The organism is Calothrix sp. CBUCES-K 9914 (assembly GCF_059640475.1).
This window is the reverse complement of the sequence record NZ_JBXXZH010000122.1, coordinates 1-14,344: the sequence shown is the minus strand read 5'-3', so window position 1 is coordinate 14,344 and position 14,344 is coordinate 1. Positions and strand designations below refer to the sequence as shown.

Genomic DNA, 14,344 nt, shown 5'->3' with positions numbered 1-14,344 from the left:
AGGAATGGTAGTCTGAATTTATTTATTATCATTGTAAAAACTATGGCTCGTAGATTTTATATAGTTTTGCTTGGCTGTTACTGGAGTTTGGCAAAGCAAGAATATTTGAGACTGTTACAAAATGGCGCCGTACAATGTCTCGATAATATAGATTTGAATGCATACCAAGCGCGAATAGTCAAGAAAACTCCACTCAAAGCGAAACCTATCGACTTAACGGGTTTTGAGATGGAACATTTCCAAATGGAACTTGAACACTTTATGAAGACTGGTGAACAAACAGGATTTGATGCTGGTGAATATATTAGTGTTTTTTTTGACTAACATATTAAATAATAAAATGCAAATAGGAAAAGCCATCCTTATTCCCTTTGCAGCATCCGATGGCGGATATGTGCGCGCTGATGAAGGAGGTTATCAAATATTGCTAAACTATTATGGTACTCAAAAACAGTTCCAAACCTTTTCAATAACCGATTTATTAGCCAATCGTTTATCACCAGATTCAGTACGTGATAAAATTATTTTGATTGGCTCAACGGCTGAAAGCACCAATGACTTTTTTTAACACCCTACAGTAATCAAATTTTGAGTTCCCAAAGCGGATGGCAGGAGTATTTATTGATGCTAATATTACCAGTCAGATATTAAGTGCGGCTATAGCTTGCAATTAGCAACTGTTGTATTCTCAGGAGTTACACCAATTCTTGTCTTAGTAGACAAATTGGAAGCTGGGATATCATGGTTGAAGTGGCTGCCCGTAATCTGTCCAGCTATCGCTTCTATCGTTGCGAGTATAGTCACCTCATTCCCTTTTCAGGAGAATTGGATTTCTGCCAACGAAACCGTTGAATTATTAGAAGCGGAACAAGAGAAATTTGTTTTAGGAGTGACTTCGCTTTACCGTTGCTACGATTTAGCCGACGAAAATCAATGTACACAAAAGGCAAAAAGCGGTATAGAAAACTTTATTAACCAGGTCAACAATATTCACTTGAAGCAAGTCCAAGGAAACCAAGTACAGCTAAAAGAGGAGGCGCCAGCTAATTGGCCTGCTGAGTCAAATCAGGAGTTGAAAACTGTCCAATAATTTCTACCTATAAAATTGGCGCGCATCGTAGAGACGTTACATGTAACGTCTTCTCTGCGTGCATTGTATTCAAAAACTAACTAAGGAACTAGGATTTAAGCTAAAAAGTTTTGGGTTAATAAATTTAGAGGATCAGCAAGGAACGGTTAGTTGTGGGTTTTATAAAAAGTATTTTAGCTGAAATTAGATTTCATCACAAAGTTCTCTATCTTCCTCTTCGACTTCTGCGTTTGTCCGTAAATAATTTCGCACCCAAGGTGAGAATTTATTAGGGTTAACACATTGTGCATTATCGAGTTCAGTTTGAAGTCGGGCGCTGAAGGACTCGAAATGTTCTATTAAAGCTTGGCGGTCAGTCAAGCTACCTCTGAGGGCGACCAGTTGCTCAAACTCGTTCCTGTTTGAGTGGTGCAAATTTAAGGTGGATTGACTTGACTGGTGGTCTTCTAGTTTGGGCTGATTTGAATCGAGCTAATTTAGAGGGTGCGAATTTGAGCCAGGTAAACTTATTGCGTGCCTCTTTGTCTTGGGCGAATTTAAACAGAGCAATTTTAATTAGCGCTAATCTGAGTGGCGCCCAATTGCATCATGCCACGTTAGAGTTTGCCTGCTTAAAACAGGCACAACTTACAGAGGCGCAGCTTACCTGATATCTTGCACCTACACCCTAGAAGGGTGGGACTATACGAACAAAGCCCCGAAGTTTGGCGGGACGGAAGCCGACACCGCCAACTTCTCTCTGCCTACGCAGGCTAAAAAGCTTTATTTTCCGTGTTATTGATAAAACCTAATGTTTATTAAATACACAAAAATTCAGTATTAATACGTTGGCGCAAGATGTGAGTTACGGGAGCAATTTTGAAAGGAGCTAATTTAAGTGGGGCTAATTTTTTCAAAGCGATTTTGAAAGAAACTGATTTTACAGATGCCAATTTAGATGATGCTTGCCTTAGCTATACTAATTGGGAAAATGCAATTCTGTGTAATGCTCAATTACAACGAGTTGACTTTGAGGGAGCGCAGTTACTTGAAGCAATATTGAAAGGCGCTAATTAATACCGCACATGTTTAAAAAAGTCAATACATGAAACTAATATATTTCTTCAAAAAATGCTTTAAAAATATAAAAAATATCTTAAGATTACTAGATAACCAACTGTTCAGGTATAAGTATAGTGTTAATTATTTCTGAAACTTTTAGAAAAAATAATGATTATCATAACTAGTTTAATATTACCTAAATTAGGTAAAGCTGCTACATTTTGTTTGCTGATAACTTTAGGAGGTTTGTTGCGCGCGCCAAAATGGGATAACTTTGAATAGCAAAGCAATTAAGAGTTGACAATATTCTGGTAACTGTACTAGTGCAGTTTGGTTAAAATAACTATCCAGTTCAAAAAGCGTGCAAAGCTTGTAAAATAAGGTTTTTTATGAGTGCCTTTTCGCTTTTGACTTTTGCCTTGTTGCACTAGGTTTATACCAACGGTATTTTAGCACGCACCTGAGCGAGTTAATCGAAAAATAAGATATCTATGTATCTTATACACTTTTACTGACTATTTCTTTCCCGTTCATCAAAATCTTCAATCCAATTGCTTTTTTCACATTTTTCTTTTGGCTTTTCTTGACGTTGGAATTTGGTGCCAATATATTCTGGTATTTGCTTAGTAAAAAAATATACAATGTTTTTGATCATAATTTAGTAAAGTTAGTACACATGTTAGTACTTATGAATTTAATTAGACATGCATAGTCTATAGCAAGATAATACACCTTGTCTCTAAGTATAAATCACATTACTTTTGTTGTAATGGGTAAGATTGATGAGATTTTTGAGGCGCCGCGTAATTGCTTATAAAGTGATATCAAGTACACAATTGAAGGGGGTAATTGTGACTTCGCGTCCTTCACTGGTATATGTTAAATAGATGCTTATATAACTATCTGGTTTATAAGGCATTCGTTCAGCCCACTCGATAGCTACAATTCCTGGTGTAATTTCGACACCTTCCCAATAAGTTTCAACGTTAAGTGCAATGACTTCGTTTTCGTCTAAACGATACAAGTCAAGGTGATATAGTGGAATACGCGCTTCGGTATATTCATTGATCAAAGTAAAAGTTGGACTGACTATTGGGTCAGTAATGCCTAAACCTTCACCAATTCCTTTAACCAAAGTCGTTTTACCTGCTCCTAAATCTCCTTCCAGTAAAATAACACTCGAAGCAGGTAAAGAACAACCGAGTTTTACTCCTAACTCATGTGTGAATTGTGCATTATTCAGCGGTAGTTTTATCATTGGGGAAAGGTGAAAGGGGAAGTGGGAAAAGAGGAAAGAATTAAAGATGATTATTTAACGTGCGTTTTATTAGTTTTGTTATTTTAACTTTAAAATTCAATATTCAAATACACTCCCAACTCCTAACTCCTCACTCCTGTATAGACGCGACATGTCACGTCTCTACACTCTGGCGCCACTATACCAGCGTAACAGTACACGAGCAAGTCGCTGTGAGTCATGACGAACACAGCCTTTATCATCTTCGTGCATAATGTTTGCTAGCACAATTCTTCGTCCCAACTTAGTAACGTCTTCTCGGTCTAGAAAGACGGGGTGTGAGTTACCCTGAGCATAACGCACAAGCGCGCGTTCTGAAGGAGATTTTTTGTGGACGAGGACTGCGTTAAATAACGGTCTTCCGCAAGCTTTGTCAATTGCTTTAATATGTTCGGAGACAGAGTAGCCTTGAGTTTCACCAGGTTGCGTCATAATGTTACAAACGTAAATACGTGGTACATCTGCTGCTGCAATCGCATCAGCTATTTGTGGTACTAATAAGTTGGGAATGACGCTCGTGTATAAACTACCCGGGCCCATAATAATATAATCAGCTTCTTTGATTGCTTTGACTGCTGCGGGTAATGCTTTTGGTTCAACTGGAGTACATCCAAAGTCAACTATTGTACCCTTTGCTTCGGTGATTTTTGATTCACCCTCTATACGGCGCCCATCCGATAGTTCAGCCCATAAGCGAATATCACTAAGCGTTGCTGGTAGTACTTGTCCGCGAATAGCCAAAACTTTAGAACTTGCCGCAACCGCGCGTTCTAAATCTCCAGTAATTTCACTGAGTGCCGTTAAAAACAAATTACCAAAACTATGACCGCTTAACCCATCACCGTTACTAAAACGATATTCAAATAACTCAGTCAGGAGTTTTTCTTCGTCCGCTAACGCCGTTAAACATTTACGAATGTCGCCAGGTGGCAGCATACCAAATTCTTGGCGCAGTCTACCAGAAGAACCACCATCGTCACCAACTGTAACAATTGCGGTAATATTAGCACTATAACTCTTAAGTCCTCGTAGTAAAGTTGAAAGACCAGTACCGCCACCAATCACAACTATTTTGGGTCCTCTATATAATCGACGGTGCGCGAGTAGGACATCAACAAGTTCATCCTCGGCGCCGTGTCGCAATACTGAAGTAATGGAGGTAACAGTGCGGGTTTGCCCCCAAAGTAGCAACAGCAGTCCGAACAGCAAAACCACAGGTCCACTAATATAGTAGGGTACAATATCTGTGATTTTACCAAGGAAATTTCTGATCAATTCAATTGCCCAAAAAATCGGAGTCAGTCGAATCGAAATTGCCAGTCCCAAAAAGCCAAGTACCACACCACTGATACTAATTAATAACCAGCGCTTAACTGAGAGTCCAGGGGACAACCATTTGAACCACTGGTTTACGCGGTGGGAGGTGCGACGACGCGACTGAGTTCGCAGAGTGTTGAGGGCTTGTTTTATAAAACCGATTGACATATCAGCATTTACTCTTCAGTGGTTTAAACAATGATTAACAAAAAATTTACACTACATGCTTTAAACGCCGAGTGTAGAATTACTACATTTATAAATCCTATTAGACCAAAACCACAAAATATAAGTTGCCAATATTGCAATTTATATTGATTTCTAGTATTTGTAAATTAAAAATTAATGGAAAAGCGTATTCTCGGACTAGACCCAGGACTTGCCATTTTAGGCTTCGGCGCCATCTCGTACACAACAAACCACAGTAAAATCCAAGACGCAACCGTGAAAATGCTGGACTTTGGCGTAATTTGCACTGAAGCTGGTACAGAAACGGGAACGCGCTTGTGTACTTTGTTTGATGATTTGCATGTACTGGTAGAGGAAATTAAGCCAGATTTAGTTGCGATAGAACAATTGTTTTTCTATCGAATGGGAAACACTATCTTAGTCGCCCAAGCGCGCGGTGTCATTATGTTAGTACTCGCGCAGCACAAACTTCCGTATGTTGAGTTTGCGCCCAAGCAAGTTAAGCACACAATAACTGGGTATGGCAATGCCGAAAAATACGAAGTTCAAGAAGCCGTCGCACAGCAGTTAAATTTAGATGTCGTTCCCAAACCCGATGATGCAGCAGATGCGTTAGCCATAGCGTTAACAGCTTTGTATCAAATCTAAATCAAATCTATCCTAAATTGGGAAATGCTACCTAACATTACTCCAAAAGCTTGTCGCTAGTAAGAACTTATGTTCTATGTCATTAAATTAGGTAGGCTCACGGTGTCTCGCCTGACCGGACGCACATCTGGGACAGATATGCTACAACACACCAAAACGTCGGACACGGATCACTAAGTTACTTTTCTTCTCTTTCTTCGTGTTCTACCCTTCGGGAAAACCTTCGGTTTATGTGACGAGCGTCGTTCTTTAAAAGAATAAACCACGCTCGTCGCACTCGTACACAAAGAGGGGAAAAAAGGCGGATTTAGGGGGATATATTTTAAGTTCATGTCAAAACCTACGCAGTATTGGCACAACTTCACTTTCTATCTTTAAGCTTAAATCTCCGGAAATATAAAAAGCTTGAGGTTTAATATGACTCAAAATATTAATCTACCTATTTATATATTTTGCTGATTAGTATAGTTTGCTTTCTTAAGTAAGAGGCGCCTGAATGTGCAGTGTAAAAGCCCATGCGGAGAATGCTATATATATTGACCATTACTTTAGTCATACATAAGTGATGACTTTTAGCTCATGTTTTTTTAGATTCAAAGTTCTACAGTGTAATTACCTGAGAAAACAAGCTGAACAATTAGATATAGTTAAATAAAGTAAAACGTATACTTTAACGGTATATATCCAATATTACATTTTTGATTAAGTGCATAAACCCAAAAATCTAATTGTATACAAATCAGAGCAGTTTTGAAGGTGTAAACTTACTCGTTTGGTAATTAAACAATGAAACGTGCTATAGCCGCAGCTTTACTTGGACTTCCACTCTTGATTTCAGCATTAGCTGCAAAACCAGCAGCCGCAGAGTCTCATGCTCCTATTGTTGTTGCTCAACGAGACTATAATGGGCGCCGTACAGAAACTCGCCGTGAAGAAATTCGTCGTGCAGAAATTCGTCGCGAAGAAGCGCGTCGTGCAGAAATTCGTCGCGAAGAAGCGCGTCGTGCAGAAATTCGTCGTGAAGAAGCGCGCCGTGCAGAAATTCGCCGTCGTGAAGAAGCTCGTCGTTACCAAGGACGCAGAGTTTTGGTTGATGGTCACTGGGTTTACCGTCGCTAATTAAAAGTATTAGGCGCATCTACTTGAGTCAGTAACGCATCAGTTTTCAGTGTCAGTCGATACCTAATTGTAGGGGCGCGATACAGTCACTGCGTCTCTACTTTTACTAAAATAAGTCAGGTAAATATGAAATAAAATACAGTCATTATGAATAGTCAAAACAGCCGTCATCGTTTTTGGGCATCTAAGAAATTTGTAATTTGTTTAATGTCAATTGGTATAATTACGGCTTGTCAATCACTTCGCGCACAAGAAGTCAGACCGACAGTGGGCACGGAGGGTGCCAGTTATGAAAAGTTAACAGACCAAAATTTATCGCGTAGCTACTATATATATACACCTTCGTCTTACAACCCCAACCGTCCGATGCCACTAGTATTAGTGTTTCATGGAGACGGAGGAAGTGGGCGTTCTATAAGTGATGTTTCCGAATTTAATAAATTAGCTGAACAAAAAGGTTTCATCGTCGTTTATCCAGACGGTATAGACCATAAGTGGAAGCTGAAACAGCAGAACAATAAGAATATTAATGATATAGTATTTGTAAATAATTTAATAAATCATCTACAACAAGTAAAAAATATTGATAGTAATAGAATTTATGCTACAGGCTTTTCTAAAGGTGGTATATTTGCTCAAGTATTAGCGTGCGAATTATCTGATAAAATAGCAGCTTTCGCCTCTGTCGCTGGTTCCCTTCCTATCGCGCGTTTACAGGAGTGTCAACCCCAGTCATCTGTATCAATGTTGATGATAAATGGTACAAATGACCAATCAGTACATTATCAAGGTGATGAACCATCGCAAAAAGGCGCCTTATTACCAGTTCCAGATGCTTTCAAATTTTGGAGAGACCAAAATCAATGTTCGCAGTCTAATGTAGAAAATGTCGCTTATACTCCTGATAATGATAGCAGTGATTCTAAGGTTAAAACTTTCGCCTACAATAATTGCCAAAAGAATTCTGAAGTTTTACAATTAGCTGTAATTAAAGGTGGACATCAGTGGTATGGTGGCGCCTCAAATGATGAAAGTGTAAATAAGTTTAATAAAGACTTAGGTTTAAACTCAACCGAAACCATTTGGAATTTCTTCGCACGTCATAGTCTTACACAGTAATATTTATTTTAATCTATTATTTGAATTTAACAGTATATTTACTTATGCCTATACGTCTGTTTCTATAGATTGATGCTTAACATGGGGAAAAGAATTGTAGGGTACGTGACGCTATAACAAAACGGAGTGCTTAGTAATAGAACTTGTAGCGTCACGCACCGACTTAACAAGGGGGAAAAGAACGGTATCACAATAATTTAATATGCATCACCTCGATAAAGAATTGTATTTACAATAACTATTTTCTTTGCTAAAGCTTGCTCTGCCGAAGCGTAAACCTCTTGTGCTTCAGATGACAAAATTACTTCATACATCATTAGGCAGTCCATGATTGAAACGAAGAACATAGTGGTCTGTGTCATTAATTTTGTGGTGTTGGAAAAACGAACCGCAAAGGACGCAAAGGTCGCAAAGGAAGAAAGAAGAGAAGAGAACACACCAAAAGAACGAATAGGCGCCTTTACTTAAAGAGCGCTCTGTGGGTGGATTTTTTAAGGATATAGTTTAATTTTATACTTTTCAAACAAGCTCTAACAGCCAAGTATAAGTACATAGACTCTCCTCTCCCCCAAGGAGAGGTTTTGAGTATATCTTCAGATGACTTTAGTCATATTTAGAAAGTGACTTTCTTCTGATGCACCTATCAAACCATGACAGTTATAGTTAAGCATATAAAGCAAACCTTGTGTATTTATGTTACGAGTTTTAATTGAAACTCAACCTAGCTTCGGAGGTAAAATGATCAAGCGTGTCCTTAATATAACCATAGCGATGATGGCAGTTCCACTTGGTCTTGTAACTTTACTGCCAAAATCAGTATTAGCAGATGAACTTTCTATACAAATTGGACAACGACATCCTTTACGTGAGGAGGTTGTTTTCATGTTCGACAAAAGAAAATCCTAGAGGATGGGTTTTCAGTCGTTGGAAGAAAGCTTTATTTCATCGTGAGGGAAAAATACATATTGTGACTTTAGTCATGGTTAACAGGTTACTTTCTTCGCATGTATTGCTCCTCAAAAAATCTTATATTGAACACGAGCAATAAACTTGAGTTTCCAATACATACATACATTCATTCATTACTTAAGGATATATACTTATGTTATTCAATTCCAAATTCAACTTCAAACTAATATTCGGCGCCGCTGCTATTGTATCAGCTATTGCTTTAACTGGTTGCCAATCATCACCAAATGCATCTGCTAGTACAGGTGCTTCAACAGAGCAAGCATCAAACACTTCAGATAGTGGTGTATCAACACAAAGAGCAGATAGATACGCAGACCTAAACTTGACTGATGCTCAAAAGTCAGAAATGACAAAAATTAGAGAACAAAGCAGAGCAAAAATACTTCCCATTTTGACTCTAGACCAGCAAGCTAAGTTTAATGCAGCTTCCGCAGATGCTAAGTCTACAATGAAAACTCTACGCGAACTTAATCTTAATGACAACCAAAAGCAAAAAGTCCGTGAAATATTAAAAGCTCAACGTCAACAGTTTCAAGCTCTTCTCACTCCTGAACAGCAAGCGAAAATGAAACAACAGCGCGCGTCTAAACCTCAATCTGATTCTAATTAACATTGTTTATTTGTGTAATTTTTTGTGTATTTTATACATCTAGTAAATTGTAAGGTGGGCAATGCCCACCCCTACTTACTATCCGTTACATCCGTTACATCCGTTGCCAAGATTTTACATATTAAAGACAAATAGTTTTAACAGGCTTGTCACATCTTTTACATATACTAGAGCCAATATATATATATATATATAGTATTACAAATCTTTATAGTGTTAAATAAATGAAATTCAACTTGATTAACTCACCAGAGGGTTCCAATGCTCGATAAAATCGATAATATTCCCCAAGATATTCCGAATGATACACGCAAAGATACTTCTGATGGTATAGTTTCTGGCGCCGTTCCCAACACAAAAAAAAGAAAGTTTGGAAAAGCTCTTTTTACATTGGCTACTTTACTTGTAATCGGCGGTATTGGTGTAGGTGTTACCCATAATATTACCAAACCGAAACAAGAAAAACCATCTCGCAGCGCTAGACTAAGAAACGTGCCAGTTTTAGTAGCCCAAGCTACAACTAAAAGTATTCCCGTCCAGTTACAAGCTATTGGTAATGTCCAAGCTTATAATACTGTTTCTGTTACACCACAAGCTGGTGGACAAATAACTGGAATATTCTTTAAAAAAGGACAGGATGTTAAAAAAGGTCAATTACTATTTACATTAGACCCACGTACTCAAAATGCTGCTATCGACCAGGTAAAAGGCACTATACAAAAAGATTTAGCACAAATACAACAAGCAAGGGCAACTTACCAAAAAGATTTAACACTCGTAGAACAAGCCAAAGCAAATCTTGCTAAAGACCAAGCACAATCTGTATACGCTCAAGCACAAAGTAATCGGTATACTTCATTATACAAGCAAGGCGCCGTTACTCAGGCAGATACACAGCAATATCAAGCTAACGCAAAAGCTGCGAGTGCTGGTTTGAATGCTGATAAACAAGCAATAGCGAATGCTCAATCACAATTAGGTGTTGACCAAGCTGCAATTCAAAATGCCCAAAGTGTGCTTAGTAGTGACCAAGCAGCACTAAAAGCTGCTACTGTTCAAGCAACCTATACCAAAATCTATTCTCCCATTGATGGACGCGCGGGTGACATTCTCGTGACCCAAGGTAATGTTGTTCAAGCTAACAACAACACCACTCCTTTAGTTAAAATCAATCAAATTCGTCCAATTCAAGTTTCTTTCTCAATTCCCGAAAAAGACTTGTCTTTAATCCAAAAGTATGAGTCGGGAAGCAAATTACCAGTTAGTGTCAATTTTCCCAATAGCAAGCGTACCATATCAGGTTTACTGAACTTCGTAAATAATACCGTAGACCAAACCACAGGTACTATTCAATTAATCGGCACTTTTGATAATGCCGAAGAAAATCTCTTCCCCGGACAATATGTAAACGCAACATTAACTCTCACAACCAAACAGAATGCAACAACTGTTCCTTCTCAAGCAGTTCAACAAGGTCCAAACGGTAAGTTTGTGTTTGTAGTTGATACTGATACGAACAAAGCCAAAAATGTACCTGTCACAACTGGTGATAGCTATAACGGTTTTGATGAAATTACACAAGGTGTCAAATCTGGGGATACAGTTGTCATCGACGGTCAGTCAAACCTGGTTGATGGTAGCAAGGTACAAATTAAAACAAATATAAACGGTGGACAAAAGCAACAAGGAGATATTTTAAATGAATCTTTCTGAGTTGTACATTAAGCGTCCCATCATGACAACGCTTGTCATGGTCAGCATTGTCATCTTTGGGTTTATGGCTTATCGCTTACTACCAATTAGTGACTTACCCAACGTTGATTTTCCCACAATTCAAGTTACCGCCTCAAGACCTGGCGCCAGTGCCGAAACAATGGCATCATCGGTAACACGACCAATGGAAAAGCAGTTTTCAGCAATTCCAGGTTTATCAACGCTTTCGTCAACCTCAGCAATGGGTAGCACTCAAATAACGCTTCAGTTTGACCTCAACCGCAATATTGATGACGCTGCACAAGATGTTCAAGCTGCACTTTCGGCAATAGGAGGACAAATACCCAAAGATTTACCAAACCCTCCAACCTACAGCAAAGTAAACCCAGCCGACCAACCAATACTATATCTATATATTGACTCTCCAACCTTACTATTATCAAAAGTCAACGATTTTACCGAAACTTATATAGCAGAGAAATTATCTACCATCAACGGTGTTGCTCAAGTACAAGTTTACGGTTCACAAAAATATGCTGTTCGGGTGCAACTCGACCCACAAAAGTTAGCGACATACCAAGTTGGACTCGACCAAATTCAAAGCAGCATTCAACAAGGTAACGTTGACTTACCCACAGGAAGTCTTACCGGAACTTACAAAAGTCGAACAATTCAAGCTAACGGTCAATTAAAGGATGCAGCAGCATACCGCGCGCTCATCGTAGCTTACCGTAACGGCACCCCCATTTATCTCAACCAGCTTGGTAATGTTATTGATAGTGTTCAAAATAATAAAGTTGCCAGTTGGTATAATAACGAGCAAGCGTTAATTCTCGCAATTCGGCGCCAACCAGGAACAAACACCGTAGAAGTAGTGGACACCATCAAAAAGCTACTACCTGATTTACAATCACAAATTCCCGGTTCCATTCGAGTCGGTATTCTCTACGATGCTTCCGAGTCAATTACAGATTCAGTAAATGATGTACGCTTCACACTGCTGCTCACAATTGGCTTAGTTATCTTAGTAATTTTCTTATTCCTCCGCAATCTCTCAGCAACCTTCATTCCAAGTTTAGCCCTACCAGTTTCACTGATAGGTACATTCGCAGTAATGTACTTCCTGGGATATTCTCTCGACAACCTTTCGTTAATGGCATTAACGTTATCGGTAGGTTTCGTCGTAGATGATGCCATCGTGATGCTAGAGAATATTATCCGTCATATGGAAATGGGAGAGGCGCCTCTGGAAGCAGCATTAAACGGTTCAAAGGAAATCAGCTTTACTATTTTATCAATGACAATATCATTGGTAGCAGTATTTATTCCAATGCTGTTCATGAACGGACTATTGGGAAGATTATTTCATGAATTTGCCGTTACCATCGCCGTATCTATATTAGTATCAGGGTTCGTATCACTTTCATTAACCCCAATGCTATGTAGTCGCTTTGTTCGTCCACCTCAACATGGGCGCCGAAGTCGATTATATCAAGCTTCCGAAGCTGTATTTGATGGCTTGCTAAACGTATACGATTGGAGTTTGAAGGGCGTACTGAAGTACCATAGAACGGCAATGATATTGTCAGGTGTAATATTTATCGTCACAATATATTTATTTATCATCGTACCAAAAGGCTTTATACCTAGCGAAGACACCGGACAAATTATTGGTACTGTGCAAGCAGCGCAAGATATATCCTTTGATAACTTAGTACAGCACCAACAAGAAGTTTCTAAATTAATTAGTCAAAACCCCAACGTCGGAGCAGTCAACGCGACTATCGGGGGAAGCACCAGCGCAAGTGGAAGTTCAGGAGTACAAGCAGGAAACACAGGTAACTTATTTATTCGTCTCAAACCGCGCGCGCAGCGTCCAAATAGTGCAGATGAGGTTGTCCAACAACTGCGTACCAAATTAACATCAGTTCCAGGAACACAAGTTTATCTACAAAACCCACCTGCCATACCCGTTGGTACACAGCAGTCAACCGGACTTTACCAGCTAACATTCCAAACACCCAACGATAGTACATTAAGTCAGTATATACCGCAACTCGTTACGCAACTAAAAACTAGACCAGAAATTCAAGACGTTAATAGCGACTTACAATTAACCTCACAAATCAAAGTAAACATCAACCGTGACCAAGCAACAACACTAGGAATAACAGCACAACAAATAGAAACAGTATTAAGAAACGCTTACGGTTCCTACCAAGTATCCACCATCTACGGTACAAGCAACGAATACGAAGTTATTTTAGAACTACAACCCGAATACCAACAAGACCCTAACGCCTTATTAAAACTGTATATAAATTCCAGCACCGGGCAAGCAGTACCACTAAGTAGCATTGCCACATTAACCCAAACGGTTACACCATTAATGATTAACCATTTTGGTCAAATGAACGCGGCGACAATTTCCTTTAACCTGGCGCCGGGTGTATCCTTAGATAAAGCGAATAACGCCATTGAGAATATAGTGAATGCCACAGTACCATCAGGAGTTACATATCAATATCAAGGCGCCTCGCAAGTATTCCAAGAGTCATTACCAAGCTTAGGATTACTCTTAGTAATAGCCATCTTTGTAATCTATTTAGTATTGGGTGTCTTGTACGAAGACTTTATCCACCCCATCACAATTCTATCAGGCTTACCATCAGCAGGATTCGGCGCCTTACTAACACTCTTACTATTTGGAGTCGAATTAAACGTTTACTCCTTTATCGGCATTATATTACTAGTCGGTATCGTCAAGAAAAACGGGATTATGATGGTAGACTTTGCAGTAGAAGCACAGCGAAACGAAGGCAAAACACCTAGAGATGCAATATACCAAGCTTCCTTAGTAAGGTTTCGTCCTATCATGATGACCACAATGGCAGCATTAATGGGCACATTACCAATAGCACTGGGTGTAGGAGCAGGTTCCGAAGTTAGGCGCCCATTAGGTATAGCCGTAGTAGGAGGACTAGTATTTTCACAGTTTTTAACGCTATATATAACACCCGTCTTCTTCACTTACATGGAAGCTGCACGTAAACACTTTACTAAGAGGAATAAACCACAAAGGACACAAACCGTAGGATAGAATGTCACTATTTCACGCATTTTGAGGCACCAATAAATTGGGGTAGGGTGTGTGAAAGCTATTACCATCAAGCAATGTAACGCCAAATACAGTGCTTTCACGCACCATTAATACGTTAAGTAAGCAACA

The 14,344-nt window shown here is 39.1% G+C and carries 15 protein-coding genes and 1 pseudogene; 12 read left to right on the top strand and 4 right to left on the bottom strand.

Annotation, left to right across the window (positions count from 1 at the left end; all coding sequences use genetic code 11):
• Positions 1–42: 42 nt before the first annotated feature.
• From AC2JBO_RS24795 to AC2JBO_RS24785, 3 genes and pseudogenes are all read left to right on the top strand, one after another.
• The gene (locus AC2JBO_RS24795) at positions 43–324 is read left to right on the top strand and encodes a hypothetical protein (RefSeq protein WP_496956299.1); all 282 of its coding nucleotides are present in this window, start codon (positions 43–45) and stop codon (positions 322–324) included.
• Positions 317–568, top strand: a complete 252-nt coding sequence (locus tag AC2JBO_RS24790) for a CHASE2 domain-containing protein (RefSeq protein WP_496956298.1) — start codon at positions 317–319, stop codon at positions 566–568. Before AC2JBO_RS24795 ends, AC2JBO_RS24790 begins: the two co-directional genes overlap by 8 nt.
• Before the next feature lie 90 nt (positions 569–658).
• A pseudogene (locus AC2JBO_RS24785) lies at positions 659–1,090 on the top strand (DUF4231 domain-containing protein); the annotation flags it as partial.
• Positions 1,091–1,273: 183 nt separating this feature from the next.
• Here AC2JBO_RS24785 and AC2JBO_RS24780 read toward each other — a convergent pair.
• Positions 1,274–1,450, bottom strand: a complete 177-nt coding sequence (locus AC2JBO_RS24780; protein ID WP_496956297.1) for a hypothetical protein — start codon at positions 1,448–1,450, stop codon at positions 1,274–1,276.
• 41 nt (positions 1,451–1,491) lie between these two features.
• Here AC2JBO_RS24780 and AC2JBO_RS24775 point away from each other — a divergent pair, with 41 nt between their 5' ends.
• Together AC2JBO_RS24775 and AC2JBO_RS24770 are read left to right on the top strand one after the other, a co-directional pair.
• Positions 1,492–1,740: a pentapeptide repeat-containing protein gene (locus tag AC2JBO_RS24775; protein WP_496956296.1), complete on the top strand. Its 249-nt coding sequence runs from the start codon at positions 1,492–1,494 to the stop codon at positions 1,738–1,740.
• 208 nt (positions 1,741–1,948) lie between these two features.
• The gene (locus tag AC2JBO_RS24770; RefSeq protein WP_496956295.1) at positions 1,949–2,146 is read left to right on the top strand and encodes a pentapeptide repeat-containing protein; all 198 of its coding nucleotides are present in this window, start codon (positions 1,949–1,951) and stop codon (positions 2,144–2,146) included.
• Positions 2,147–2,942: 796 nt separating this feature from the next.
• Here the strand turns inward: AC2JBO_RS24770 and tsaE are convergent.
• Both tsaE and AC2JBO_RS24760 read right to left on the bottom strand, forming a co-directional pair.
• The gene (tsaE, locus tag AC2JBO_RS24765; protein WP_496956294.1) at positions 2,943–3,389 is read right to left on the bottom strand and encodes a tRNA (adenosine(37)-N6)-threonylcarbamoyltransferase complex ATPase subunit type 1 TsaE; all 447 of its coding nucleotides are present in this window, start codon (positions 3,387–3,389) and stop codon (positions 2,943–2,945) included.
• Positions 3,390–3,551: 162 nt separating this feature from the next.
• Entirely contained in the window at positions 3,552–4,913 is a 1,362-nt protein-coding gene (locus AC2JBO_RS24760) for a gluconeogenesis factor YvcK family protein (protein ID WP_496956293.1), read from the bottom strand.
• A gap of 177 nt (positions 4,914–5,090) precedes the next feature.
• Here AC2JBO_RS24760 and ruvC point away from each other — a divergent pair, with 177 nt between their 5' ends.
• The 3 genes from ruvC (at position 5,091) to AC2JBO_RS24745 (ending at position 7,820) form a co-directional block, all read left to right on the top strand.
• Entirely contained in the window at positions 5,091–5,582 is a 492-nt protein-coding gene (gene ruvC / locus AC2JBO_RS24755; protein WP_496956292.1) for a crossover junction endodeoxyribonuclease RuvC, read from the top strand.
• 786 nt (positions 5,583–6,368) lie between these two features.
• Positions 6,369–6,701 (top strand): hypothetical protein, encoded by a 333-nt coding sequence (locus tag AC2JBO_RS24750; RefSeq protein WP_496956291.1) that lies wholly within the window; start codon positions 6,369–6,371, stop codon positions 6,699–6,701.
• A 147-nt stretch (positions 6,702–6,848) separates the two neighbouring features.
• Complete coding sequence (locus tag AC2JBO_RS24745; RefSeq protein ID WP_496956290.1) at positions 6,849–7,820, top strand: extracellular catalytic domain type 1 short-chain-length polyhydroxyalkanoate depolymerase; 972 nt, start codon at positions 6,849–6,851, stop codon at positions 7,818–7,820.
• Positions 7,821–8,017: 197 nt separating this feature from the next.
• On the opposite strand, the gene AC2JBO_RS24740 is transcribed toward AC2JBO_RS24745, so the two are convergent.
• The gene (locus AC2JBO_RS24740) at positions 8,018–8,182 is read right to left on the bottom strand and encodes a hypothetical protein (protein WP_496956289.1); all 165 of its coding nucleotides are present in this window, start codon (positions 8,180–8,182) and stop codon (positions 8,018–8,020) included.
• Positions 8,183–8,513: 331 nt separating this feature from the next.
• Here AC2JBO_RS24740 and AC2JBO_RS24735 point away from each other — a divergent pair, with 331 nt between their 5' ends.
• The 4 genes from AC2JBO_RS24735 to AC2JBO_RS24720 all read left to right on the top strand — a co-directional run bounded on the left by AC2JBO_RS24735 (position 8,514) and on the right by AC2JBO_RS24720 (position 14,215).
• Positions 8,514–8,726 (top strand): hypothetical protein, encoded by a 213-nt coding sequence (locus AC2JBO_RS24735; protein ID WP_496956288.1) that lies wholly within the window; start codon positions 8,514–8,516, stop codon positions 8,724–8,726.
• Between the two features lie 196 nt (positions 8,727–8,922).
• The gene (locus AC2JBO_RS24730) at positions 8,923–9,402 is read left to right on the top strand and encodes a Spy/CpxP family protein refolding chaperone (RefSeq protein WP_496956287.1); all 480 of its coding nucleotides are present in this window, start codon (positions 8,923–8,925) and stop codon (positions 9,400–9,402) included.
• A 261-nt stretch (positions 9,403–9,663) separates the two neighbouring features.
• The gene (locus AC2JBO_RS24725; RefSeq protein ID WP_496956286.1) at positions 9,664–11,115 is read left to right on the top strand and encodes an efflux RND transporter periplasmic adaptor subunit; all 1,452 of its coding nucleotides are present in this window, start codon (positions 9,664–9,666) and stop codon (positions 11,113–11,115) included.
• Entirely contained in the window at positions 11,102–14,215 is a 3,114-nt protein-coding gene (locus AC2JBO_RS24720; RefSeq protein WP_496956285.1) for an efflux RND transporter permease subunit, read from the top strand. Before AC2JBO_RS24725 ends, AC2JBO_RS24720 begins: the two co-directional genes overlap by 14 nt.
• Positions 14,216–14,344 lie beyond the last annotated feature (129 nt).

What these genes read in the sequence shown, in the direction of transcription:
- AC2JBO_RS24795 (WP_496956299.1), top strand. Translation starts at nt 43, where the DNA reads ATGGCTCGTAGATTTTATATAGTTTTGCTTGGCTGTTACTGGAGTTTG.
- tsaE (WP_496956294.1), bottom strand. Translation starts at nt 3,389, where the DNA reads ATGATAAAACTACCGCTGAATAATGCACAATTCACACATGAGTTAGGA.
- AC2JBO_RS24760 (WP_496956293.1), bottom strand. Translation starts at nt 4,913, where the DNA reads ATGTCAATCGGTTTTATAAAACAAGCCCTCAACACTCTGCGAACTCAG.
- ruvC (WP_496956292.1), top strand. Translation starts at nt 5,091, where the DNA reads ATGGAAAAGCGTATTCTCGGACTAGACCCAGGACTTGCCATTTTAGGC.
- AC2JBO_RS24750 (WP_496956291.1), top strand. Translation starts at nt 6,369, where the DNA reads ATGAAACGTGCTATAGCCGCAGCTTTACTTGGACTTCCACTCTTGATT.
- AC2JBO_RS24745 (WP_496956290.1), top strand. Translation starts at nt 6,849, where the DNA reads ATGAATAGTCAAAACAGCCGTCATCGTTTTTGGGCATCTAAGAAATTT.
- AC2JBO_RS24740 (WP_496956289.1), bottom strand. Translation starts at nt 8,182, where the DNA reads ATGACACAGACCACTATGTTCTTCGTTTCAATCATGGACTGCCTAATG.
- AC2JBO_RS24735 (WP_496956288.1), top strand. Translation starts at nt 8,514, where the DNA reads ATGTTACGAGTTTTAATTGAAACTCAACCTAGCTTCGGAGGTAAAATG.
- AC2JBO_RS24730 (WP_496956287.1), top strand. Translation starts at nt 8,923, where the DNA reads ATGTTATTCAATTCCAAATTCAACTTCAAACTAATATTCGGCGCCGCT.
- AC2JBO_RS24725 (WP_496956286.1), top strand. Translation starts at nt 9,664, where the DNA reads ATGCTCGATAAAATCGATAATATTCCCCAAGATATTCCGAATGATACA.
- AC2JBO_RS24720 (WP_496956285.1), top strand. Translation starts at nt 11,102, where the DNA reads ATGAATCTTTCTGAGTTGTACATTAAGCGTCCCATCATGACAACGCTT.